This window comes from Leifsonia sp. McL0627, from assembly GCF_058244615.1.
This window is the reverse complement of record NZ_JBZCGM010000003.1, coordinates 617266-640636: the sequence shown is the minus strand read 5'-3', so window position 1 is coordinate 640636 and position 23371 is coordinate 617266. Positions and strand designations below refer to the sequence as shown.

17 protein-coding genes are annotated in these 23371 nt (G+C 70.9%); 10 read left to right on the top strand and 7 right to left on the bottom strand.

Annotation, left to right across the window (positions count from 1 at the left end; all coding sequences use genetic code 11):
* Nucleotide 1: 1 nt before the first annotated feature.
* From AC37TH_RS11295 to AC37TH_RS11280, 4 genes are read left to right on the top strand one after another with little or no spacing between them, the layout of a single operon-like run.
* Complete coding sequence (locus AC37TH_RS11295; protein ID WP_490764445.1) at nt 2-1180, top strand: polyamine ABC transporter substrate-binding protein; 1179 nt, start codon at nt 2-4, stop codon at nt 1178-1180.
* The gene (locus tag AC37TH_RS11290) at nt 1180-2193 is read left to right on the top strand and encodes an ABC transporter permease (protein ID WP_490764444.1); all 1014 of its coding nucleotides are present in this window, start codon (nt 1180-1182) and stop codon (nt 2191-2193) included. Before AC37TH_RS11295 ends, AC37TH_RS11290 begins: the two co-directional genes overlap by 1 nt.
* Entirely contained in the window at nt 2190-3110 is a 921-nt protein-coding gene (locus AC37TH_RS11285) for an ABC transporter permease (protein WP_490764443.1), read from the top strand. The genes AC37TH_RS11290 and AC37TH_RS11285 overlap by 4 nt, the downstream gene beginning before the upstream one ends.
* 11 nt (nt 3111-3121) lie before the next feature.
* Nucleotides 3122-3460 (top strand): cupin domain-containing protein, encoded by a 339-nt coding sequence (locus AC37TH_RS11280; RefSeq protein ID WP_490764442.1) that lies wholly within the window; start codon nt 3122-3124, stop codon nt 3458-3460.
* A gap of 246 nt (nt 3461-3706) precedes the next feature.
* Here AC37TH_RS11280 and AC37TH_RS11275 read toward each other — a convergent pair whose 3' ends face one another.
* Complete coding sequence (locus tag AC37TH_RS11275; RefSeq protein WP_490764441.1) at nt 3707-5401, bottom strand: PucR family transcriptional regulator; 1695 nt, start codon at nt 5399-5401, stop codon at nt 3707-3709.
* 110 nt (nt 5402-5511) lie between these two features.
* Here AC37TH_RS11275 and AC37TH_RS11270 point away from each other — a divergent pair, with 110 nt between their 5' ends.
* From AC37TH_RS11270 to AC37TH_RS11255, 4 genes are all read left to right on the top strand, one after another.
* Nucleotides 5512-6996 carry a CoA-acylating methylmalonate-semialdehyde dehydrogenase gene (locus AC37TH_RS11270; protein ID WP_490764440.1) on the top strand — a complete coding sequence of 495 codons (1485 nt, stop codon included), beginning with the start codon at nt 5512-5514 and terminating at the stop codon, nt 6994-6996.
* A 19-nt stretch (nt 6997-7015) separates the two neighbouring features.
* A complete protein-coding gene (locus tag AC37TH_RS11265) occupies nt 7016-8464 on the top strand; it encodes an aspartate aminotransferase family protein (protein ID WP_490764439.1) in 1449 nt (482 codons plus the stop codon).
* Between the two features lie 92 nt (nt 8465-8556).
* The gene (locus AC37TH_RS11260) at nt 8557-9690 is read left to right on the top strand and encodes an NYN domain-containing protein (RefSeq protein WP_490764438.1); all 1134 of its coding nucleotides are present in this window, start codon (nt 8557-8559) and stop codon (nt 9688-9690) included.
* A 90-nt stretch (nt 9691-9780) separates the two neighbouring features.
* A complete protein-coding gene (locus AC37TH_RS11255) occupies nt 9781-10716 on the top strand; it encodes an NADP-dependent oxidoreductase (RefSeq protein ID WP_490764437.1) in 936 nt (311 codons plus the stop codon).
* 107 nt (nt 10717-10823) lie between these two features.
* On the opposite strand, the gene AC37TH_RS11250 is transcribed toward AC37TH_RS11255, so the two are convergent.
* From AC37TH_RS11250 to AC37TH_RS11240, 3 genes are read right to left on the bottom strand one after another with little or no spacing between them, the layout of a single operon-like run.
* A complete protein-coding gene (locus AC37TH_RS11250) occupies nt 10824-11072 on the bottom strand; it encodes a hypothetical protein (protein WP_490764436.1) in 249 nt (82 codons plus the stop codon).
* A gap of 53 nt (nt 11073-11125) precedes the next feature.
* Nucleotides 11126-11449, bottom strand: a complete 324-nt coding sequence (locus tag AC37TH_RS11245; RefSeq protein ID WP_490764435.1) for a DUF7882 family protein — start codon at nt 11447-11449, stop codon at nt 11126-11128.
* Nucleotides 11450-11453: 4 nt separating this feature from the next.
* Nucleotides 11454-11816: a DUF7882 family protein gene (locus AC37TH_RS11240; protein WP_490764434.1), complete on the bottom strand. Its 363-nt coding sequence runs from the start codon at nt 11814-11816 to the stop codon at nt 11454-11456.
* Nucleotides 11817-11935: 119 nt separating this feature from the next.
* On the opposite strand from AC37TH_RS11240, the gene AC37TH_RS11235 reads away from it, so the two are divergent.
* A complete protein-coding gene (locus AC37TH_RS11235) occupies nt 11936-12181 on the top strand; it encodes a hypothetical protein (RefSeq protein WP_490764433.1) in 246 nt (81 codons plus the stop codon).
* 48 nt (nt 12182-12229) lie between these two features.
* Here the strand turns inward: AC37TH_RS11235 and AC37TH_RS11230 are convergent, their stop codons facing one another.
* Nucleotides 12230-12709 carry a nucleoside deaminase gene (locus AC37TH_RS11230; RefSeq protein ID WP_490764432.1) on the bottom strand — a complete coding sequence of 160 codons (480 nt, stop codon included), beginning with the start codon at nt 12707-12709 and terminating at the stop codon, nt 12230-12232.
* A 47-nt stretch (nt 12710-12756) separates the two neighbouring features.
* On the opposite strand from AC37TH_RS11230, the gene AC37TH_RS11225 reads away from it, so the two are divergent.
* A complete protein-coding gene (locus tag AC37TH_RS11225; protein ID WP_490765104.1) occupies nt 12757-14157 on the top strand; it encodes an MFS transporter in 1401 nt (466 codons plus the stop codon).
* A 46-nt stretch (nt 14158-14203) separates the two neighbouring features.
* Here the strand turns inward: AC37TH_RS11225 and AC37TH_RS11220 are convergent, their stop codons facing one another.
* Complete coding sequence (locus AC37TH_RS11220) at nt 14204-19015, bottom strand: hypothetical protein (protein ID WP_490764431.1); 4812 nt, start codon at nt 19013-19015, stop codon at nt 14204-14206.
* Nucleotides 19012-23169, bottom strand: a complete 4158-nt coding sequence (locus AC37TH_RS11215) for a hypothetical protein (RefSeq protein ID WP_490764430.1) — start codon at nt 23167-23169, stop codon at nt 19012-19014. The genes AC37TH_RS11220 and AC37TH_RS11215 overlap by 4 nt, the downstream gene beginning before the upstream one ends.
* Nucleotides 23170-23371: the final 202 nt, after the last annotated feature.

Here is a 23371-nt window from a genome sequence, read left to right as displayed (position 1 = left end):
GATGGCGGGGTTCCGCAGCGGCGCCGACGTCGTCGCCCTCATCCCGAAAGCGGGGGCCGCCCGGATCAGTCGCCGCGCCCTGCTCAGCGGCTTCGCCGTCACAGCGGCCGGGCTCGCGCTCACCGCGTGCAGCAGGCAGACGGCGTTCGGCGCCTCCATCGCCCCGGACGGCAAGCTGGAGAGCCAGCTGAATGTGTACAGCTGGGGCGACTACGACGACCCGGCCAACATCTCCGCCTTCCAGAAGAAGACCGGCGTGACGGTGCAGCTCGACAGCTACGGCTCCAACGAGGAGATGATCGCCAAGCTCGGCGCCACCCGCGGGACGAGCGGGTACGACATCGTCGTCCCGACCGGCAACTACGTGCCGATGATGGCGGCGAACGGCCTGCTGCAGAAGCTCGACCACTCGAAGCTGCGCAACTTCGGCAACCTCGACCCGCACTACACCGACCAGTCCTGGGACCGCGGCAACGTCTACACGGTCTGCAAAGACTGGGGCACCACCGGCTTCGCGTACGACACGGACGTCATCAAGCGCCCGCTGACCTCGTGGGCCGACTTCCTCGACGCCGCCCAGCACGAGGCGAGCAAGAACGTCGCCGTGCTCGAAGACCCGTGGGAGGTGACGAGCATGTACTTCGCCGCCAACGGCATCGACCCGAACACCACCAAGAAGGCCGACCTGGATGCGGCGGAGACCTTCCTGGTGAACACCCTGTCCCCGCACCTCAAGGCGTTCAACTCGACGGCCGTCACCAGCGGCATCCCCGAGGGCACCTTCGCCCTCATCCAGGCGTTCAACGGCGACGCCAGGCAGGGGATGCTCGCCACCGACAAGATCCCCAAGAACTGGAAGTTCGTCTACCCGACGCCCACCGCCAATCTCTGGATGGACACCTGGGCCATCGCGACCGGCGCCCAGCATCCGGATGCGGCGTACGCGTTCATCGACGCGATCCTGGAACCGGACGCCTCCTACCGCGAGGTCGACTACATCGGATACTCGACCGGTGTGAAGGGCCTCAAGGAGCGCGCGCAGAAGGAGGGCTTCGACCTCCCCGACCTGGTGTTCCCCTCCGACGAGGTGATCGCCAGGCTCACCCCGGCCGAACTCAACGACGCAGCCGAGCGGCTCGTGTCGATCGTGAACCGCATGATGGCGAAGGCAGGATCGTGATGACCGCGACGGCGACCGCATCCAGGATCGACGACGAACGCCTGGACTCCGGCTCCGGCAGCGCTCCGCGCGAGCGCCGGCCGTTGCGCTCCCGGATCTCCGGCACGACCGTGGCCGGGTTCCCGACCTGGGCGTTCGTGCTGTTCTTCTTCGTCGTGCCGCTGGCGCTCGTGCTCTGGTACTCGTTCGGCTACAAGCCCGACCTGTTCTCGGCGCACGCCAACGACAAGCTGTCCTTCGACCGGTACGCCGAGGCACTGGATGCGACGTTCCTCGGCACGTTCCTGAACACCCTGAGGATCGGGCTGCTCGGCACCGCGATCTGCCTGGTGATCGCCGTGCCGTTCGCATACTGGCTGGCGGTGAAGCTGCGCCCGCAGTACCGGGCGCTCGCCCTCGCGCTCGTGCTCGTGCCGTTCTGGACCAACTTCCTGGTGCGCACCCTCGGCTGGCAGATCGTGCTGTCGCCGCAGGGCTTCCTCTCCGACGCGCTGCAGAGCCTCGGGATCATCCACGGCAACCTCGACGTGCTGTACACGCAGGCCGCGGTGCAACTCGGTGTCGTCTACAACTATCTGCCGTTGATGATCCTGCCGCTCTACGTGGCGATGGACCGCGCAGGCCAGCCGCTACGTGAGGCGAGCGCCGACCTCGGAGCCAACCGGGTGCGGACGTTCCTGCAGGTGACGCTGCCGCTCGCGGCGCCGGGCATCGCCTCCGGCTGCCTGCTGGTCTTCATTCCGCTGATGGGCGACTACGTCACGGCGTCGGTGCTCGGCGGCGCGCAGGGCAACATGGTGGGCCAGCTGGTGGCCAGCCAGTTCAACACAGCCCAGAACTGGGCGCTCGGCTCGGCGATGGCGGTGCTGCTGATGCTGTTCATCGCGGCGGCCGTGGTGGTCGTCGGCGGGGCGATGCTGATCATCCGGGCGGTGCTCCGCCGCTCGCGACGGGTCGTGCTGACGCCGGTGCAGCCGACGATGGCCGGGCTGACGAAGGGAGAGGCAGCATGAGCGCGCCGACAGCGACCGAGTCCATGGCCGCGATCCGCACCAAGGAGGCCGGAGAGCGCCCGAAGGTCCGGCGCCGCCGCGACGGGGTGCACATCGGGCTGACCGTGTGGGGCATCCTGGTGTTCGCGTTCCTGTTCCTGCCCATCCTGGTGATGCTGGTGTACTCGTTCAACACCGGACGCCTGCTGGCGACCTGGCAGGGTTTCGGCTTCGACGCGTACGTGAACGCCTGGGCCAACCCGGTCATCCGGTCGTCGGTGGTCACCTCGTTGGAGGCGGCGCTCGGCGCGGCCGTGCTGGCCACGATCCTCGGCACGCTGGGCGGCCTCGCCCTCGCCAGGTCGAAGGCGAAGACGTCCTGGGTGCTCTGGGCGACGCTGCTGCTCACGATCACGCTGTTCACCCCCGAGATCGTGGATGCGGTGTCGATGCTCCCCTGGTTCGTCAGCCTTGGAACGGACTTCGGCATCGGCATCTTCAGCAACGGCCTGGTGCGCTTGGTCGTCGCGCACTCCGTGCTGTCCGTCGCGGTCGTGACGTTCATCGTCCGCGCCAGGATGCAGGGCATGGACGAGGCGCTGGAGGAGGCGGCGGCCGACCTGTACGCACCGCCGCTCAAGCGCTTCTGGCAGATCACGCTCCCGGTGGCGAGCCCGGCGATCTGGGCGGGCGCGCTGATGTCGTTCACGCTCAGCCTCGACAACACCATCGTCTCCAGCTTCGTGCAGGTCCCCGGCTCCACGCCGTGGCCGGTCTACATCTTCAGCTCGCTCCGTGTCGGACTGCGGCCGGAGATCGCCGCGGTCTCCGCCGTGATGTTCGTGCTCACGCTGGTGGCGCTCGCGGTCGTGGGCTTCGTGCTGCGCCGCAGCGGCGCATCCACGGAGGAGATGGCGAAGACGTTGGCGAGCGCGTGATGGGTGAGCCGATGGATGCGACGGGGCGGGTGGGGGCGCTGAGCCTCGCGCTCGCGCACGAGCCGGTGGCGACCGAGCAGCGCGTGGCCGGTGCGCCGACGACCGGCCTGGAATCGCTCGGCACGTTCGGCGGTGCGGAGGTCGGCGTCTGGGAGATGACCCCCGGCACGATGACCGATGTGGAGGCCGATGAGGTCTTCGTGGTGATCGCCGGGCGGGCGACCATCGAGTTCCCGGCGACCGGCCGCGTGATGGCCGTCGGTCCGGGCGACGTGGTGCGCCTCACCGCCGGCGACGAGACCGTGTGGACGGTGACCGAGACACTGCGGAAGGTGTGGGTGGCGGGGTAAGGCCTCGCCCAGGCCGCACTGTTCCAGGAACGAGCGGTCCCGAATTGCCGTGCGGGCGCACGCCGCACGGCAATTCGGGACCACTCGATTCAGGAGGCGCGGCGCGGGCGGGGTAAAACCCTCCACAGCCCGTTCCACAGGCGGGACGGGTCGAGACGGCGAGATGCCAGTATCTGCACGGATTCGCCCTGGATATCGCGCACTTACTGGTATCTCGCGGCCAGACAACGCGTGGCGCGCCCTGCGTCAGCCGCGGGCGCTGCGCGCCAGGAGGGCGGCGTGCAGCGCGGAGAGGGTTTCGCCGTCGTCGAGGTCCATGTCGAGGAGGTCCTCGATGAGGGCGATGCGCTGATAGAAGACCGAGCGCGACAGGTGGCTCGCCGCCGCCGCCCTCGTGCGATTGCCGGGGTGCGCCGCGTATGCACGAAGCACGTCGAGCAGGTCGCCGTCGTTCGCCAGGTCGTAGTCGATCAGCGGACGCAGCATGAGTTCGCTGTGCTCCTGCATCCGCGGGTCGGCGCCGAGCGTGGTGACCAGGCGCAGCAGCGGCCGGTGCTCCGCCCGCAGGATCGCCGTGCCGCGCGACCGCTTGCTGTCGGCGCGGGCGATCAGCTGACCGGCTTCGGCGATCGACGCAAGCAGGCCAGGGATGCCAGGAGCCTGCGACCCGAGGGCGACAGTCACCGCCCCTGCGCCGACAGGGTCGCCGGCGGCCGGACCGCGCACCGCAGCCCCGGCCGCGGCCCCTGCCGCAGCCGCAACAGCACCGGCGACCGCCGTCAGCGCCGCATCCGTCACGGGCCGGTCCGGACGCGACGACACCGCCAGCACCAGCAGCCCGGCCGTCCGCTCCGGATGCGGGGAGACCAGCACGTCGAGTCCCTGGTCGCGTGCCTCGGCGGTCGCCGCGTCCGCGAGCGCGGCGACATCGACGCCCGCACCGCGCGCGCCGAGGCCGATCACGGCTCCGCTCAGCAGGCGTCCGGCGACGGGCAGCCCGGACGCCTCGAACCGCGCGACCAGTCCGCTCTCGCTCGCGAACCGGCGGCCGAGGAGCGCGCCGAGCAGCCGGTCGTGGCTCTGCCTGGTCCACTCGTCCGCATCCCGGTCGGCGAGGCGGCTGAGCGCGAGGGCGACGGCGGCCTGTTCGAGCACGTTCGAGCGGCCGGCCGGATGCGGGCGGCCGGGCAGCGCGATCAGGTGCCCCCAGCGCATCCCGCGCGCCTCGATGGGGGTAATCAGCCAGCTTTCGTCTCCGGTGCCGCGGTGTGCCTGACGGGAGCGCTGCTCCCAGCCGCGCAGCGCCTCCTCCGTCGCGTCGATGCCGGAGGCGGCGATCACGCGGTGGTTCAGGTCTTCGAGCACGACAGGGGCGGCGAGCGCGCGGGCCGCCTGGGCGACGATGAAGTCGGCCGGGCTGCCGCGCAGGCTCAGCTCGGTGAAGAGCGCGTGGATCTCGTCGCGCGCCCGCAAGGCGACCATCTGGTCGGCGATGATCCTGACGTGCACCGCCTCGGTGATCGCGATGAACCGCACCTCCCTGTGCAGCACGACGAGCGGCAGCCCGGAGGCGCGGAACCCGTCGAGCAGGGCGGCAGGCGGGGCGGGCATCCTGTCGCCGAGTTCGAGCACGAGACCGGCGATGCCCGCGACGGCGAACTGGTCCGCGAGCGCGTGCAGCGCCGCCTCGTCGACCGGCCAGCCCGCGCCGGTGGACAGCAGCAGCTCCCCTCCGCTCACCAGCCTGGCGCTCTCCGCCGTCTCGGAGACGTGCACCCAGCGCACCGGGCGGTCGAGGGCGTCCTCGCCGGACAGCACCTCGGGGAGCGCTCGCGCGACCTCGTCGAAGCGCAGGATCTCCCTGATGCTCGGAAGCACGACCGACGATCGCGGCTGCGAGCCGGAACTGCCGTCCGGACGATTTGTAGCGTCCGCGCTCAAGCCCCGACGATCTGGCATCCCTCGCCCGCCTCCTTCTCTGTAACCATTGGGAGACAAGCCTACTGTTTCATCCGGGCACTTCGTCCGGAGCGTCCCCAAGGAGAATGCCCGTGGCCCTCATCCGCCATCTGATCGACGGCACCGAGACCGGCGAGCCCGTTCGCACCGGCCCCGTCTTCAACCCCGCCACCGGCGTGCAGCAGCACGAGGTCGTGCTCGCCGGCGTCGCCGACGTCGAGCAGGCCATCGCGGCCGCCAAGGCCGCCCTCCCCGGCTGGAGGGCGACCAGCCTCACCAAGCGCGCCGACGTGCTGTTCAAAATGCGACACCTGCTCACGGCCCGTGCCGGCGATCTGGCCGCCATCGTCACGAGCGAACACGGCAAGGTGCTCTCCGACGCCGCCGGCGAGATCGGCCGCGGCCTGGAGAACGTGGAGTTCGCCTCCGGCCTCATCAACCAGCTCAAGGGCGAGTACAGCCAGCAGGTCTCGAACGGCATCGACGTGCACAGCGTCAAGCAGCCGGTCGGCGTGGTCGGCTGCATCACGCCGTTCAACTTCCCGGTGATGGTTCCGCTCTGGATGGTCGCGAGCGCGATCGCCTGCGGCAACACCGTGGTGCTCAAGCCGAGCGAGAAGGACCCGAGTGCGTCCGTCTTCCTGGCGCAGCTGTTCCTGGAGGCGGGGCTGCCCGCCGGAGTCCTGAACGTGGTGCACGGCGACAAGGTCGCGGTCGACACCATCCTGGACAGCCCCGATGTGGATGCGGTCAGCTTCGTCGGCTCCACACCGATCGCCCGCTCGATCTACCAGCGCGCCAGCGCCAACGGCAAGCGCGTCCAGGCGCTCGGCGGTGCGAAGAACCACATGGTCGTCCTGGAGGACGCCGACATCGAGGCCGCGGCGGACGCCGCTGTGTCGGCCGCGTACGGCTCGGCCGGTGAGCGCTGCATGGCCGTGAGCGTGCTTGTGGCCGTCGGCGACGTCGGCGACCGCCTCGTGCCCGCCATCGAGCGCCGCCTCGACGGGCTCGTGATCGGTGACGGCACCGACGCCGCCAGCGAGATGGGTCCGCTGATCACCCGCGAGCACCGCGACAAGGTCGCCTCCTACGTCGCGGGCGCCGCGGCGGAGGGCGCGACCGTCGTGGTCGACGGCACCGCCAAGCAGTTCGACGCCGACGGCTTCTTCATCGGCGTGAGCCTCATCGACGACGTCGGCACCGGCATGAAGGTGTACACCGACGAGATCTTCGGCCCGGTGCTCTCCGTCGTCCGGGTCGACACCTTCGAGGAGGCCGTCGCCCTCGTCAACAGCAATGTCTACGGCAACGGCGTCGCCCTGTTCACCCGCGACGGCGGCGCCGCCCGCCAGTTCGAGTTCGACATCGAGGTGGGCATGGTCGGGATCAATGTCCCCATCCCGGTGCCGATCGGCGCGTACTCGTTCGGCGGCTGGAAGAACTCGCTGTTCGGCGACTCGCACATCTACGGGCCGGAGTCGTTCCACTTCTACACGCGCAGCAAGGTCGTGACCACGCGCTGGCCGGACCCGGTGCACTCGAAGATCGAGCTCGCCTTCCCCGGCAACTCCTGAGCAGGACAGGACGGACACCATGACAGACACCATCACATCCACTGGTTCAGCGGCCGACGCCTCAGTCGGCGCAGCTGACACCCGCACCGGCTACACCGACCGCCGCGGCGTCACGCACTCCTTCGGGGACAGCGACGCCGAGACCCAGGTGCGCTCCGACGACCGCAGCCACGTCTTCCATTCCTGGAGCGCGCAGGCGCAGATCGACCCGCTGCCGATCGCGGCCGGCGAGGGCTCGACGTTCTGGGACTACAAGGGCAACGCCTACCTCGACTTCAGTTCGCAGCTGGTCAACCTGAACCTCGGTCACCAGCATCCGGATCTGGTCCGCGCCATCCAGGAGCAGGCCGGACGGCTGGCGACCATCCAGCCGTCGATGGCGAACGACGTGCGCGGCGAGCTCGCCCGCCGCATCGCCCGCGTCGCGCCCGGAACCCTCAACCGGGTGTTCTTCACCAACGGCGGAGCGGACGCCAACGAGTACGCGGTGCGCATGGCGCGCAGGGTCACCGGCCGCCGCAAGGTGCTGTCGATGTACCGCTCGTACCACGGAGGGACGGCCACGGCGATCTCGCTCACCGGCGACCCCCGCCGCTGGGCGAACGAGCCGAGCGACTCCTCGGTCGCGCACTTCTTCGGCCCGTACCTGTACCGCTCGGCGTTCCACTCCACCACGCCGGAGGAGGAGACGCAGCGGGCGCTGGAGCACCTGGAGAACGTGATCGTGCTGGAGGGCGCCGCGACCGTCGCGGCGATCATCATCGAGACCGTCGTCGGCACCAACGGCGTCCTGGTGCCGCCGCCCGGCTACCTGGCCGGTGTGCGCGCACTCTGCGACCGCTACGGCATCGTGTACATCGCCGACGAGGTCATGGTCGGCTTCGGGCGCATCGGCGAGTGGTTCGCCGTGGACGCGTTCGACGTCGTCCCCGACCTGATCACCTTCGCGAAAGGCGTCAACTCCGGCTACGTGCCGCTCGGCGGCGTCGTCATCTCCGACCGGATCGCGGAGTTCTTCGATGACGTGTCGTTCCAGGGCGGCCTGACGTACTCCGGGCATCCACTGGCCTGCGCTGCGGGCGTCGCGACGTTCGACGTGTTCGAGCGCGACGGCATCCTGGAGCGCGTGCGCGACCTGGGCTCGCGGGTCGTCGAGCCGACCATCACCGGATGGCTGGAGACGCACCCGTCGCTCGGCGAGGTGCGCGGGCGCGGCCTGTTCTGGGCGCTCGAACTGGTGCGAGACCGCGACACGCGCGAGCCGCTCGTTCCGTTCAACGCGACCGGAGCGGACGCCGCGCCGATGGGCGAGGTCGCCGCGGCGTGCAAGGCGGCCGGCCTCTGGCCGTTCACGCACTTCAACCGGATGCACATCGCACCGCCGCTGATCATCGAGGAGGACGAGCTCCGGCGCGGCCTCGAGGTGATCGACGCAGCGCTCACCGTGGCCGACCGCCACACGCGCTGACCGGGCAGCCGCGCCCGTCCACAGCGCGGACGTTGTCCACAGAGGGGCCTCGGCACGATGCCGGGGCCCCTCGTTACGGATATCGTTGGGCCATGACCGAACCCGGAGACGGCCGCGTGGCCGTGTACATCGACTTCGACAACATCGTGATCTCGAGGTACGACCAAGTGCACGGCCGCGGCCAGTTCATGCGCGACCGCCAGAAGGCGGCGGGCAAGACCGACCCCACCTTCACCGCCAAGCTCGCTGCGGCGACCGTCGACATCGGCGCGGTGATCGACTTCGCCTCGTCGTTCGGCACACTCGTCCTCACCCGCGCGTACGCCGACTGGTCGGCCACGGTCAACGCCGACTACCGCGGCCAGCTCGTCGGTCGCGCCGTCGACCTCGTGCAGCTGTTCCCCGCCGCCGCATACGCCAAGAACGGCGCAGACATCCGCCTGGCCGTGGATGCGGTCGAAGACCTGTTCCGGTTGCCAGACCTCACCCACGTGGTGATCGTGGCGGGAGACTCCGACTACATCGCGCTCGCCCAGCGCTGCAAGCGTCTCGGCCGGTATGTGATCGGCATCGGCGTCGCCGGGTCGACGAGCAAGTCGCTCGCCGCCGCCTGCGACGACTTCGTGACCTACGACGACCTGCCCGGCGTCGCGCGCGCGGACGACGGGGAGGCCGATGGCGATGACGTGGGGGCCGAAGTCGCCGCCGCAGTCGCTGCGGCAGCCGCCACCGCCGCGAACGCCGCGACCGCTGCTCAGGATGCGCCGGCCGCCTCGAGGCGCAGGGCGCCGGTCGCAGAGACCGTCCCCGAATCGGCCGCAGAATCGGCCGCAGAGACTCCGGCCGCGCCGAAGAAGCGCCGCTCGACCAAGGCCGCCGCCGCTCCCGCAGCCGAGCCGGAACCGGAGCCCGCCGAGGTCGTCGAGGTGGTCGAAGAGGAGCGCGAGGACCCGCAGCTCGTCGCGACCCGCCTGCTCGCCCGCGCAATGCAGCTCGGCCACGAGAAAGACGACGCCGAGTGGCTGCACAGCTCGACCGTGAAGGGCCAGATGAAGCGCATGGACCCGTCGTTCAGCGAGAAGTCGCTCGGATTCCGCTCGTTCAGTGACTTCATCAAGTCGCGCAGCACCCTGGTCGAACTCGACGACAGCTCGACCGCGCAGATGCTGCGGCTCGCGCCGACGAGGGCAGCACGCCGGGCGCAGCACTCGGGGCGCGTGTCGTGAACCGACGGTCTTGAGCCGAATGCCCAGGGCAGACTGTCCTGGGCCGACGATCCAAAGCGGACACACAGGTCCGGGGATTTGGATAGACGCATGGCACGACGATGGGTTGCGACACGCTGGGGTGGACTGGACGGCTGGGAGTTCCAGGAGGTGGAGCTCCCGCAGCCTGCGCAAGGCGAGGTCACCATCCGGGTCACCGCCGTCGGGGTGAACCCCGCCGACTACAAGCACGTCTCCTCACCCCGCCCCGGGCTCGACCTCCCGGCTCCGATCGGTTACGAGGTGGCCGGGGTCCTGTCGGCCGTCGGCCCTGACACCGAGATCGCCTCCGGCGGTGGCGCGGTCGGCGATGCCGTCGTCGCCTTCCGCATCTCGGGCGGCTACGCCACCGACGTGGTCGTGAAGGCCTCCGACGTGTTCGCGAAGCCGGCCAGGCTCGACGACACCGCCGCGGCGAACCTGCTGCTGGCCGGCTCCACGGCATCGCAGATGCTGCACGTCGTCGGCGTGCGCGCCGGGGAGACGATCCTCGTGCACGGCGCATCGGGCGCCGTCGGCGTGAGCGTGCTGCAGCAGGCCTCCGAACTCGAAGTGCACGTGATCGGCACGGCGAGCGAGGCGCGGTTCTCCGAGGTCCGCCGGTTCGGCGGGACGCCGATCGCCTACGGTCCCGGCCTCCTCGACCGGGCACGCGACGCCGGGCACGGCCACATCCGTGCCGCACTCGACACGGTCGGGACGGACGAGGCGATCGACGTCTCCCTCGAATTGGTCGCCGACCGCAACCGCATCGTCACGATCGCGGCACCGGGACGCGCCGCCCAGGACGGCTTCCGCGCCATCGGCGGCCAGCAGCCGGAAAGCGCAGCCTACCGGGACAGCGTCCGCGCCGACCTGCTCGCCCTGGCGGGAAGCGGACGACTCCAGGTGCCGGTCGCGCGCACGTACCCGCTCGCCGACGCCGTCGAGGCGCTGACGTTCCTCGCGGAGGGCCACCCCGGCGGGAAGATCGCCCTGCTGCCCTGACCCACCTGTGTTGGCCCGCACCGGCTCCGTCGCGAACGCACCTCCGCCCCCGCCGGGGTCGTTTTCAGGCCCGCGGCATCTGAGGTCACGCCTGCGTCCCGGTGCGGTCAGCTCACTTGCAGCTGCTGGGTCGACGGCGCGGGGCAGAGCAGGAATGCGTGGCCGTGGTCCTGCTCCCGTCCGTGTTCGTCGATCCGGTGGCCGCACAGTGGGCAGACGCTCACCGCAGCCGTCCTCGGGCTCTCGGGATCGTACGGGCCGATCGGGGGTGGTCCGAGGATCGGGAGCAGCCGGGCATCCAGCCACTCCGCCGCGCGTTCGGCACGTTCGCCGCGGCGGTTCTCCACTCGTATCATGGGCTGATCGTACGTCCGCAACAGTGGATGCGGGCCGTGAGTTTTGTGCGGGTTCAGCGCTGCTCGCGCAGGTGCGACTCCGCCTGCTCCTCCGGCATGATGACCATGCCGCCCGTGCGCTGACTGGTGATCAGCAGCGCCTCCATCCACTGCTCGTTCAGCGTCGGCGGCCTGCTGCCGGCGAAGACGAACGCCATCGGGATCTCGCGGCTGATCCAGAGGCTGATCCTGCCGCCGCCCTGCTCCCGCGGGATCTCCCAGTTGAGCAGAAAGCTCTCGTGCCTGCGGAGTTTCGTCACGAGGGCGATCTTCACGTGGGAGAGCAGCCGGTCGTCGAACTCGAACTTCTGGCCGTACCCGTAGATCAGAGTGCCCATGGTGTCACTCCGACCGTTTCGTCCTGGCGGCGCGGTATGTGCCTTCCGGCACCTCCTGGCGGATCTCCGCGCGCAGCTCGTCTTCGAGAAGCAGCCCGGAGTTGCTGTTGGCGCGCTCGGTCAGGATCGTCAGCCACTCCCGGTTGAGCTCCGGAAGCTTCGGGTGCGTGAACACGAATTGGATGCTGATCGACGGATCGAGCCAGATCGACCGCAGCGTGCCGTCCGAGACGCCCGACGAGTCGACCCACAGCAGCAGGAAACCTTCGCGGCGTCGAAGCTTCGTCGCGATCACGGCCTGCAGATGAGCGAGCACGCGGTCGTCGAACGTGAAGCCGTCCGTGCCGTCGTAGATCAATGTTCCCATTCGGTTCCTCCGGGTCAACTTTCGCCTTAGCAGGTCGCGCCGTCAAGTCGCCGGGCGGTTTCCGTGTCGTGCGCGTTTCCTGCACGGGACAGCGCGCATCCGGTCGTATGCTCCGCGGCATGGACGCTCTCACGCGAACCATCAAAGCGGCCCTCCTCTACGAGGACGGGGTGACGCTGGACAGCGTCGTCATCGTCCCCCTGATCGGCGGGTGCCCGCCGGGCGAGATCCGCGTGGCGACGACGTTCGGCGGCGCACTCGCCTACGACGTGTACGAGCTGGACGACGACGAGGAGTTCTCGTCGATGCCCGCATACCCGTACCGCGCCACCGTGCCGGTCACCACAGCCGACCTGACCGACTAGCCCTGCCGGCTGGGCCCGACGGCTAGCCGCGCCGACTAGCCGCGCCGACTAGCCGCGCGCCGAGCGCTCCAGCAGCGCCCGCACCTCGCCGTCGAACGGCGCCACCGGCCCGTCCACCGGGATGCCCGGCGCCACCTCCCCGATCGGCAGCGGCCTCACCGCCGACGACGGCAGCCCCCAGGATGCGCGCCACGCGACGATCTGCGCGGTCGACGCCGCGTACACGATCCGCCCGAGCCCAACCCACGCGTGCGCGGCAGAGCACATCGGGCAGTGCTCCCCCGACGTGTAGACGACGGCCGTCGCCCGCGCATCCTGGTCGAGGTTCCGCGCCGCCCAGCGCGCCAGCTCGAACTCAGGGTGCATCGTCTCGTCGCCGCCGCCGACACGGTTCCTGTCTTCTGCCAGCACCGTGCCGTCCGCGGCGACCAGCACGGAGCCGAACGGCTCGTCGCCCGCCTCCAGTGCCTCCTCCGCGAGCTGCACGGCGCGGGTCAGGTGGCGTCGGTCGGCTTCGGTGATCGTCATGCCGACACCCTAGCCCCGTGCCGTCCGAGCGGCGCCCGCGCCGTAGGCTGGTCCGTGTGACCGATGCCAAGCGCCCCGGCGCCGCCGTCGCAGCGCTCAGCGTCGGGACGCTGCTCAACCCGCTGAACTCGTCGATGATCGCGGTCGCGCTGGTGTCGCTGCAGCACAGTTTCCGCGTCGACATCACGACGGTCACCTGGGTCATCACGTCGTTCTATCTGGCGTCGGCGGCCGGGCAGCCGTTGATGGGCCGCTTCGCCGACCGGTTCGGCCCGCGCAGGCTCTTCCTGTTCGGGATGCTCGTGGTCGCCGTGACCTGTGCGCTCACGCCGTTCGCCTCCTCGTTCGTCGCCGTCTGCGCCGGGCGGGTCGCTCTCGCCATCGGAACGGCGACGGCGTTCCCGTCGGCCATCGCGATGCTGCGGTCGATCACGGCGGCGGGCGGGTCCGGCGCAGGCACTCCGCGGCTGCTGGGGCGCATCCAGATCGCCAACACCTCGGGCGCCGCGATCGGGCCGGTGCTCGGCGGCGTGCTGGTGACGTTCCTCGGCTGGCAGGCGATCTTCTGGGTGAACGTGCCGATCGCGGCCGTCGCCTTCGTCGGGGTGTGGCTGTTCGCGCCGCACGACCCCGACCGCGTGAAAGTGCCGCTGCGGCAGGTGGTGGCCGAGTCGGACATCCCGGGCATCCTCGCGTTCGTGACGGCCCTGGCGACGATGCTGGTGTTCCTCCTCGACCTGCGGCCCCAGCCGCTGTGGTGGCTGCTGCCGGTGAGCATCGCCGCGGGCGCCCTGTTCGTGTGGCGGGAGCTGCGCACGGCGCACCCGTTCATCGACCTGCGGCTGCTGGCGGCCAACCGGCGGCTGCTGATGGTCTACCTCTGCTTCGCGATCTTCAACGTCGTCTACTACTCGGCGTTCTTCGGCCTCCCGCAGTATCTGCAGGAGCACGGCGGGTATTCGGCGGGGATCACCGGCCTGCTGATGTTCCCGCTCGCCGCCGTGACGATCGTGGCCACGCCGCTGGCCGCGCGCGCCATCGAGCGCGTCGGGGTGCGCACGACGCTGCTCTGGGGTGCGTCGGCGCTGATCGTCGGGGCCGGGCTTCTCGCCGTCGGCGCCGCGACCACCTCCCCGGTCGCGGTGCTCGCGCTCACAGCTGTGCTCGGCGTGCCGTACTGCGTCGTGAGCATCGCAATGAACCAGGCGCTGTACGCGGCGGCCAGGCCGCAGGACGCCGGAGTCGCCGCCGGGATCTTCCAGACCTCGCGCTACGTGGGCGCGATCGTCGCCACCACGATGCTCGGCCTGCTGTTCACCGGAGGGACCACCGCATCCACCTGGCTGGCGGCGGTGGGCATCGCGACGGCGCTGGCGGTGGTGCACCTGCTGCTGCTCGTGTTCGTGCGGACGCGCGGCAACGCCGACACCGCGGCCTCCGGAGCGTAACCCGCGACAGCCGCCTCCTCAGGATGCGCGCCCGCGCCCGCGTCCGCTACAGCTCCACGTCTGCCGCGAACACCAGCCGCTGCTCCCAGACCCGACCATCCGGGTACACCCGTGGGTCGTCCGGCGCAGGGGGGTCGCCGGGGAACCGCTCCCACTCCTCCACGTGCACGCGCCATCCGGCATTGTGGCCAGGACGGCTGAGCGGAATGACCTCCCCCGCGTCCAGCTCGCCCACCCAGGCGCCCTCGAACGCGTTCGCGCCACGCCCACGCAGCACCAGCTCCGCCGTGGCGACCGTCTGCCAGCCGAGGTCGCCGCCGATCGCGGGGTCGACGGTCTGGATGCTCGCCACCAGCAGCCTGTTCTCGTCCGCCGGCCGCGCGAAGACTCCTTCCAGCCCGAACCGGGGGGCCGTGGCATCGCGGGTGAGGCCGCGGGTGCCGCTGACCACCACCCTGACGTGCGTGTCGTCGGTGCGGCTGACGCTCGCGATGCGTTCCGGGGTGAGCTGCACGAAGTCGCAGCGCACCGGGGAGGAGAGGTGCTCCCCCGCGACGCTGTCCGGCTGGTAGCGCGCGACGGCGAGTCGCACGAACGGCCAGAAAGCGGTGCCGGGGTCGATGGCGATGTCGACGTACCAGAGCTTCCGCTCCGCGCTGTACTGCGGCCGGTACCCGACGGCGAGCACGTTCCGGTCGGTCACCCCGGCGGGGAGGGGAAGGGAGACGGCCGGGGTCACTGGCCGACCGGGACGCGGTTCGTCGTCGATGCCGGACGAGTGCAGCAGGTCGTCCAGCTGCACCGTCTTCAGCGGCCGGGCCGCCACGGGAGCGCTGACCCAGAGCGGGTCGCCTCCCCACTGGCTGACGTACGGGAAGCCGGTGCCAGGATCGTCCGATGGTTCGCCGAACACGTCGTCGCCACCCGCCGCGAGCAGCACGGCGAGCAGTTCGCCGTCGCCGCTGGAGTACCACGGGCGCTGCAGGTAGATGCGCACCCCGGCCTGCCGGGTGACGCGCCGCGCCATCGGCTGCTCCGGTTCGACACCCTCGTTCCAGCGGAACAGCGGCAGCACCGAGTGGATGACCGGGGCGGCAGGGCGCGCGCTCGACGGCACCGAGACCTGCACGGTCTCACCGATGACGCTCGCGCCGTCGTCGAGCGGGTTCGCCGGGTCGCCGACCAGCAGGTCCGGCGCGAAATACTCGCGGAACCGGGTCGCCGCGCGGAAGAAGTACGCGACCTGCCGATGTTTGGTGTCCGCAAACCGGTGCGTCGACTCGTGGGTGCGCAGCTGCCCGAAGCCCGGCAGCGTGATCACGGCGTCGTGACCGGCGAGCACGGCGAGGCTCTCGTCCGGGAGGATCGCCGTGGTGAACGCGATGGCGTCTGTGTGCGAGGTGCCTGGCGCATCCTGGGTGATGTCGTCGACCGGTTCGTCCCACGCGGCCAGCGCCGTGATGCTGTCGGTGCTCTGACCGTCGATGTCGACGCCGCCGAAGAGGAACGCCGAGGTGTCTCCCGGCAACCGGAACGCGTGCAGCACCGTGGGTCGCGGCGCTTCGAGCGGCCTCGGGACCGCGTGCACGAAGGTCAGGTCCTCGGACGGCGTCAGCCCCCACAGCCAGCCGTCGACGGCGGCCTCCCGCACCTCCGGCGTCTGCTGCAGCACGGTCGCGAAGCTGCGCCAGACGCCCAGCCAGTCGAGGCGGCTGCGCACGAGGCTGCTCGCCAGCCGCGCCCGCTGCACGTCGCCCGGCGCGAGCACGAACCGGATGCGCCGCCCGGCGACGGCGGAGTCCAGCACGTCGCCGCCCTCCAGCGACAGCAGGAACGGCTTCCTGTCCGGCCAGTCGCCCGGATACGCCGCCGTGAAGCCCTCCGTGCCGAACGGGAACCGGATGGTGCGACCCACCCCGGCCTCGGGGAAGACCAGGCTGACGCCGTCGGCGATCGGGTCGGGCAGGTACGGCAGTTCGAGCTCGTCGACGTCGTGCACCACATACTGACCGGGCGCCGGGGCGTCGCCCGGACGCAGCCGCAGCTTCTCGACGGCGGGATCGGGGTTCGGGAGTTCGCCGGGGCGCAGGGCGAGCATCCGCAGGCCGTTCTCCGGCGACGGCACCGGCTGGCTGCCGTCCGGTTCGAGCGTCTGGCTGAGCAGCGCCATCCCCGGCTGAGGAAGGCGCGCGCCGACGGTCGCGAGGTCGGCGATGTCGATGTCGAAGAAGCTGCCGTTCTCGCGCAGGATCGCGGCGAGCGCCGCCCGCTGCGCCGCGGCCTGGCCGGAGCCGATGGCAGCGTCGAACTCGCCATGCAGCTCCGCCTGGATCTGGCTGGTCTTCGGGGCGGTGAGGTGTCGGTCGGTGTCGGCGGCGTAGCCGTGCGCGGCGTCGACGCTTGCGGCGTAGACGGACGGTTCGGTGACGGTGATCGCGAGCGTCGCCGGATCCTGGGTCACGCCGGAGCGGACGACCAGCACGCGCAGCGACTCGCCCTCGGTGAAGCGGCGCCGGGGCACGAGCGCCGGTGACGGCACAGGATCCCAGCGGAGGAACGGGACGAGCGGGGTGACCTTCTTCATCGCCGCGAGGACCGCGGCGGCGACCACGGCGGGATCGAGCGCACCGTTCGGCTGGTGCAGGAACTCCGGCTGACGGGTCAGCTGGGCTGCGGCGATGGCGGCGAGGTCGGCGGGATCGCGCGTGGCGGTCGGCTGGGCGAACGGGATGGCGGGGTCGACGACGGCGGCGGAGAACGCCGCATCCACCAGACTGCGACGGTCGGCGGCGACGCCGAACGCGCTGGCGCCGAGTCCACCGGGTTGCACTGCTGACACCGATCCCGTCGTCTGAGCCCTGGCGCGCACGCGGGCGAGCAGCCCGTCCACCACGGCGGCGGGCGGGTCTGCGGCGAACACTGCGCGCAGTGCGCTGACCGCGTCGGTGTCCTGCGCCTGCGAGGTCGCCGCCGCCGCCGTAACCGCCGCGTCCTCCACGGCGATCCTCGCCTCGTGCAGCGCGGCCGTCCCGTCGCGCAGCCCGGACAGCACCGGGCCGATGGTCGCCCCCGGCGCGTCGAACAACGGTGCAGGAGCCGCCTGCAGTCCCGCCAGGATCGCCTCCGGCGGTGGCCCCGGTGGCCCCGGCGGCAACGGCTGCGGGTTCAACTCGTCCGCACGCGTGTTCCCCGCCAGGTCGACCTGCCAGGCCCGGAACGCGTACGAGCGGCCGAACCGGAGGCGTGGCAGCGTGCCGGGAGCGACCCGGTTGACGAACCGCAGTGGATGCGTCGGGTCCGGGACATCGTCCGGCACGTCCTCGACCACCTCCACGGTCTGCTCGCGTCCGTCGACGAGCTGCTGCTCGTTGCGCACGCGCTTTCCGAATCGCGGAGCGGACAGGCTCCAGCCCTCCCAGCCGAAGACGGCCTCGTGCACGTTGACCGGGTTGGCCGGGTCGCCAGGCGTCTGGTTCGCGGCCGTGCCCTGGATGAAGCCCTGCTCCGGCAGCGCGGCGAAGACAGGGGTGTACGTGCCGTCGTCGTGGCGGGCGTCGACGTCGGCGAGCCTGGCGTGCAGCGATGCCCACGTGCGCACGGTGTCGTCCCAGACCTCCACACGCATCCCGCGGGTCACCTGCTCGGTGAACAGGTCGGGCACGGCCGTGGTCTCGAGCGCCGCCTGGTGGGCGAGCTGGTCCTTCGCGCTCTGCGCCTCCTCCGCCCGGGAGACGGTGAGGCCGCTCGCGCGCATCGCGGGGGTGGCGGCGTTCACCGGGTCGTCGTTGTCCTGCACGTGCAGGAGCCGCGGGAGGGTCCAGAGGAACCGTTCGGTCTTGAGCGCCGTCCCGTCTGCTTCCAGGTCGAGGACGGAGAAGAGCGTGTCGTCGCCGAGGGCCAGCGAGCCGTCGACCCAGTCCCCGGTCTGCCCGACGGTCACGAACGTGCCGTCTCCGAGCGCGCGCACGAACACGTGCGTCGGCCGGCAGGCCGCGGCGTTCCCGCCGACGGTCAGCACGGCGGTCAGCCAGCGGGACTTCAGCAGCCGGGAGGCGTCGGCCACCCGCAGGTCGATCACGAGCCCCGTGCGGCGCAGCAGCGCGGCGTGGTCGCCGATCGTGCCGACCCGCTCGTGGAACTCCGCACCGTGCGGAGGGAGGCCGACCGGCGCGGTGTCCGGCACCTCCTGGTACGGCTGCGCCGACTCCGGCCGCTCGTAGTACCGCCTGGCCCTGTGCAGTTCGCCGAGCGCCCGCAGGAACCAGTCCTCGTTCGCCGCGATCCTCCGGGAGATCTCCTGCGGCTCCGCGTTCGTCTCGATCGTCTCGTCGAGGAAGGCGGTCAGCCGCGCCTCGTCGAACTCCAGGTCGTTGCGGTCCGCCGTGTCGTGCGTCGGCCAGCGCTGGGCCATCCCGCGCGCCTGCTCCGCCAGTGGATGCGCGGACGGGGCGGGAGGGGACGTCGGGTCGGACAGCACGGTCGCCAGGTGCACGAGCTTGCCGATGTCGTGAACCGACCTGGCAGAGAAGCCGCGCCACCGGTTCTGGTCGAGCCGCGGGACGGGGTTGCCCTTCACCGGGGTGTCCGGCGGGAAGATCGTGTCCCAGACCGCCGCATCCGGGGCGAACTCGGCGGCCGTCGCGACGGTGGAGGCGACGGGGCCGTTGTCGTCGGCGAGCGCGATCGTCAGCCCGTCGAGCACCTGCGCCGCCCAGTGCGGGAACAGCGCGAAGGTGTCGAGGCGCGCGACCTCCGCATCCGGCACCAGTTTCGGGCTGACGAACACCGACACGTGCGCGTCTGCGTCCGCTCTGGTCGACCGCGGCAGCACGGTCGTCATGAACGTCTCGGTGCTCATGGCGCCACCCCTTCCGTTCCGAATGCTTCGCAATACAGGCCCCAGTCCGGCGATTCGCCGTCCGGCTCGCACATCACCTCGCGGAAGCTCGGGTCGCCGTTGGAGCCGGCGAACTGGCGTTCAGCGCTGATCTGCACGGAGGCGGAGAAGAACAGCACCTTGATCTGCACGGTGATCGTCGCCCGGCCGATCATCTTGCCGGTGTTGAACTGGTAGACGAGCTCCATGTAGAGCTCGATGGACGCCGAGATCAAGCCGAGCACATCCACTTCGCCGCGCAGCCGGAAGTAGCCGGTGAGCGAGCCCGCGTCGGCCTCCAACCGGATGTAGATGCCGATCATGGCCGAGATCGACCCGGAGGCGACCCCCAGATCGACGGCGAGGCAGGCACCGGCTTCGAGGCCGATCTCCAGGAGCTCCAACTTCTTCGGGCCGATCCGCATCCCGAACCAGCCGCCGCCGCCGAGGAACACGACGGCGAGGGTGAACGGCCGTTCCCTGGTGCAGAAGTTGAAACCGACCGTGACCGATTTGCCGAGGAACGGCACCTGCACGTCCGCGCCGAGCGACATGTTCGACAGGCTGAACACGCCGATGGCGACGTTCGGCAGCACGAGCGTGAACCCGGCGCTCAGCCCGGACGGCGACACATCCAGGAACGGAGGGTCGGAGAACCCGTCGAACGGGATCAGCTCCTTGATCACCTCGACGAACGAGAGCAGGCCGACGAACTTCAGGTCGCCGAGCACCACATCCACGTCGGTCTTGCCGTTCGAGCCCGCCTTGAACGACATGTGCTCGAACGGCACCCGGATGAGCTCGGCGCCTGGCAGCAGGTTCAGCTGGAAATCGCGCAGCTCGGCGAGCACGTCGACCGTCATGTCCCCGGTCGCGCTTGCCCGGCCGTCGATGGCGATGACCAGGCTGTCCTTCTGCAGACTCAGGATGGGGTCCGCCCCGGCCGGCCACGACTTCATCTCCGGCGTCCACTCGAACCGGAACCGCACCTGGGGGGTGTCGGAAGCGAGCCCGCGGAGGAAGTCGATGGCCTTGAGCGCCGCATCCACGTCGGCGACGACCGGGTCGATCGCCTTCTTGAGCGACGTGAGCTGGTTGCGCGCGAAGACGGGCAGGCCGTCGATGGCGAGGACACCGTCGAGCGCCGTTCCCACCTGGCCGATGGCGCCCTGCAACTGCGCGGTGGTGACGGTCGGCGGGGAGGCGACGGCCCCGGCCAACTGTCCGGGGAAATCGGTGACGAGCGCGACGATCGTGTCCTTGGCGGCCACGACTTTGTCGCGGATCGCGGTGGCCTTGGCGACGGCGTCCTGGGAGCGGTCGGACGCCTTGTCGACCGCGAGCTGCGCATCCCGGACGGCCTGCTCGGCCGCATCCCGCAGCCGCTGCACGTCGTCGATGAAGCCCTCGATGAGCTGGACCGCCTGCGACACCACCTTGGGCAGCTTGAGCGGTTCGCCCGTGATCGCCTCGATCACCTCCACCAGATCGACCAGACCGAACAGCTTCGGCAGGGCGCCCTTGAGGTAGGCGACGGGGTCGAAGTCCTGGTGGATGGCGTTGTCGATGTCGCCGACCGGGCCGGACAGCGCCGAGACGCCGCGGATCGGCAGGTTCGGCGCGATGAAGCCGCCGCCCTTGTCCGTGCCGCTGGTCGAGCCGGAGCCGCCGAACGACAGGGACGGCAGCGGGATCCCGAACGCAGTGAGGTCGGGGAAGTCGGCCGGGGCGATGGTGCCGTCGTTCGCGAGCACGTTCGCCCACACCTGCCCGGCGTTGCCCGCATCCAGGCCGGTGGAGAGGAACTGCTTGGCGTACGCGACGGGAAGGCTCGGCGTGGCGGACAGGTGCTGCACGGCGGGGAGCACGACGTCGGCCGAGCTCATCGTCGGCGTGGACGAGCCGACCACGGGCGTGCCGAGCAATCGGATGGTCTGGGTCTCCGCCTGCGCGTCGCCGGAGCCTGTCGCCGGGCGCGGCGCGAAGGCGACCCGCTGGCCGTGCGCCGGCACCTGGCGATCCTGGTCGTTGTCGTACTTGGCGTGGATGACCGTGGCGAAGTCGGGCGGCTGCACCGACTCGCTCACCCACAGCATCGGGAAGCTGAGCCGGATCGGCTGCGCATCCCGGTCGACGCTGTTGACCACCCAACGGAAACGCTGACCGCCGATCGTCGGCCAGAACGACGAGTTCTCCGACGCGCCCGGATCGTCGATCACCGGCGTGACGGACGGCTGCAACTCGATGGATGCGAACGGGAAGTCCCGCTGACCGGCGTAGCTGCGCGTGCGCTCCAGCAGCACGATGAACTTGCGCTGGTACAGCCCGGCGATCGAGCCGCCGGTCGCCGCCTTCATCTTCCGCTCTGTCACCTTGATCAGCGCGGCCTTGTGCCCGAGCGGGAACAGGTAGCCGGGGTACGCGACCCGCACATACTGGTCGCGGCCGAACGGCGCCTCGTGGTCCCAGGTGAGCACCGAGGCCAGCCCGGCTAGCGAATACGGCAGGGTCGGCCAGGCGCCGTGCAGGTCGAGGGTCGCGCCGAGCCCGGACAGCCAGAGCGCCTTCGCGCCGACCGGGATCGGGTCGATGCGGCTCCGCCTGTTCTTGGCGAGCCACGACTCCGACGTCTGCCGCACCAGCCTCTGCCGGTCCGCGGCGTTGAGGGAGGCGCGGAACGGCGAGTCCCCTCCGATCGGCGGGACGGTGAACGCTCCCCCGGCCTGATCCACGGCGGCGGACTGCCACTCCGCCGCGGTGACGCTGTCGCGATCGCGCGTCCAGATTGCGCGGATCACCCGGTGATCGGCGTCGCGCTCATCAGGGACGGTCGGATCGTCGGAGGCGACGCCCAGCCGGGAATGCCAGAGCTCGACGAACCCCGCCGCGGTCGCGCTCGGCACCGGCGCGACGGCGTGCGCCCAGCGGCCGTCCGCTGTCGGGGAGATCATCAGCCGGAACGGCGCCTCGATGGCGGTCTGGCCCGCATCCGGTTTGTCGCTGAGGATCGGACGGGTGCGCGGCAGGTTGCCGAAGCCGCCGCCGAGCACGGGACCGGCGATCGGGCCGTGCGTCACGGCCCCCACCAGGCTGCCGTCCAGGCCGCCCAGCTTCACGCCATCGGAGACGACGGGACGTGTGGCGGCGAGCGACGCGCGCACCTGCCCGAGCACCTTCGCGGTCGAGACGAGGTTGTCGAGCGTGACAGGACCGGCCACCTTCCGCTGCTGCGCCGCCGTCGCCGTGTCGAGGACGACACCGGCCCCGGTGAGGGTGGCGATGATTCCCTTGCCGACGACGGCCTTCTGGAAACCGCCTCCCCCTCCTCCTTGCTTCGCGGCGGACGGGTTGTCCCCGGGATTCCAGGGCGCTGGGGCCGTGCCCGACGGCGCTGCGAGGGGATGCAGCATCGGCGTCAGGCGCGTGATGGCCGCGAGGATTCCCGCGGACGTGAACGGGATGCTCTCACCGTCCGGGACGGCGAACACCAGCCGCGACCCCCTCGCCGGCCGATGCCCGACGATCGGATGCACGGTGGCGCCCGGCGCGGACGGCACAGCGGGATCCGGGATCGGCGTGCCGGTCGCCGGATCGACGATGAGGGCGGGAGGGCCGGTCGGCGCCTCGTACAGCGCCTCCTCGTGCAGATGCTGGAAGGCGAAATCGACGGTCATGGTCGCGGGCGCGCCGGCGTCGCCAGGCTCCGGGGAGACAGTGGGGTTCGCGCCGGCGGTCAACGTGCATCCGGAGAAGGTGACGGTGAGCGCGACGAGGTCGTCGGGGCGGATGAGGTCGGCGACGACGGTGCTCCGCAGGTGCGGCTTGTGACCAGGGAGGCCGGGGCCGCCGATCGGGGGCAGCTCCGGGATGCCGGGGAAGCGCGGACCGGCCGCGAGATCGGGGCCGCCGAACGCGATCCCGGGATGGCCGATGCGACGCCACGACGCGGCGAAGCGGAGCGTGGGGGCGGCGGAAGCAGCGACGGGCTCCGTGGCTGGCTGTGCGGCGCTCGGCTGTGCGGCGCTCGGCTGTGCGGTGCTCGGCTTTGCGGTGCTCGGCTTTGCGGTGCTCGGCTTTGCGGTGCCTGCCGCGCGCCGTGTGCTGCGCGTCCCTTTGTTGTTCTGCCCTGCGGACATGGGCCCACCGTTCTTCTCGAAACGTCGTCGAGAGCAGGTGCCCGGCGTGCTCAGCTGCCTGAGACGATGCCGTCGACGTCCGTGCTGGTGTGTGCCCGCCGGACCCGACGCGGTGTCGTGTCCGGCGGCCGTCCGCTGCGGAAGTCTGCCACTGTCCGCAGCGTGACGTGTTGTGTGAATGGGCGCGCGTCGCGCGCGGTCT

Coding starts and splice junctions, on each gene's coding strand:
- AC37TH_RS11295 (WP_490764445.1), top strand. CDS start 2: ATGGCGGGGTTCCGCAGCGGCGCCGACGTCGTCGCCCTCATCCCGAAA.
- AC37TH_RS11290 (WP_490764444.1), top strand. CDS start 1,180: ATGACCGCGACGGCGACCGCATCCAGGATCGACGACGAACGCCTGGAC.
- AC37TH_RS11250 (WP_490764436.1), bottom strand. CDS start 11,072: ATGATACGAGTGGAGAACCGCCGCGGCGAACGTGCCGAACGCGCGGCG.
- AC37TH_RS11235 (WP_490764433.1), top strand. CDS start 11,936: ATGGACGCTCTCACGCGAACCATCAAAGCGGCCCTCCTCTACGAGGAC.
- AC37TH_RS11230 (WP_490764432.1), bottom strand. CDS start 12,709: ATGACGATCACCGAAGCCGACCGACGCCACCTGACCCGCGCCGTGCAG.
- AC37TH_RS11215 (WP_490764430.1), bottom strand. CDS start 23,169: ATGTCCGCAGGGCAGAACAACAAAGGGACGCGCAGCACACGGCGCGCG.
- AC37TH_RS11260 (WP_490764438.1), top strand. CDS start 8,557: ATGACCGAACCCGGAGACGGCCGCGTGGCCGTGTACATCGACTTCGAC.
- AC37TH_RS11255 (WP_490764437.1), top strand. CDS start 9,781: ATGGCACGACGATGGGTTGCGACACGCTGGGGTGGACTGGACGGCTGG.
- AC37TH_RS11245 (WP_490764435.1), bottom strand. CDS start 11,449: ATGGGCACTCTGATCTACGGGTACGGCCAGAAGTTCGAGTTCGACGAC.
- AC37TH_RS11265 (WP_490764439.1), top strand. CDS start 7,016: ATGACAGACACCATCACATCCACTGGTTCAGCGGCCGACGCCTCAGTC.
- AC37TH_RS11220 (WP_490764431.1), bottom strand. CDS start 19,015: ATGAGCACCGAGACGTTCATGACGACCGTGCTGCCGCGGTCGACCAGA.
- AC37TH_RS11280 (WP_490764442.1), top strand. CDS start 3,122: ATGGATGCGACGGGGCGGGTGGGGGCGCTGAGCCTCGCGCTCGCGCAC.
- AC37TH_RS11285 (WP_490764443.1), top strand. CDS start 2,190: ATGAGCGCGCCGACAGCGACCGAGTCCATGGCCGCGATCCGCACCAAG.
- AC37TH_RS11240 (WP_490764434.1), bottom strand. CDS start 11,816: ATGGGAACATTGATCTACGACGGCACGGACGGCTTCACGTTCGACGAC.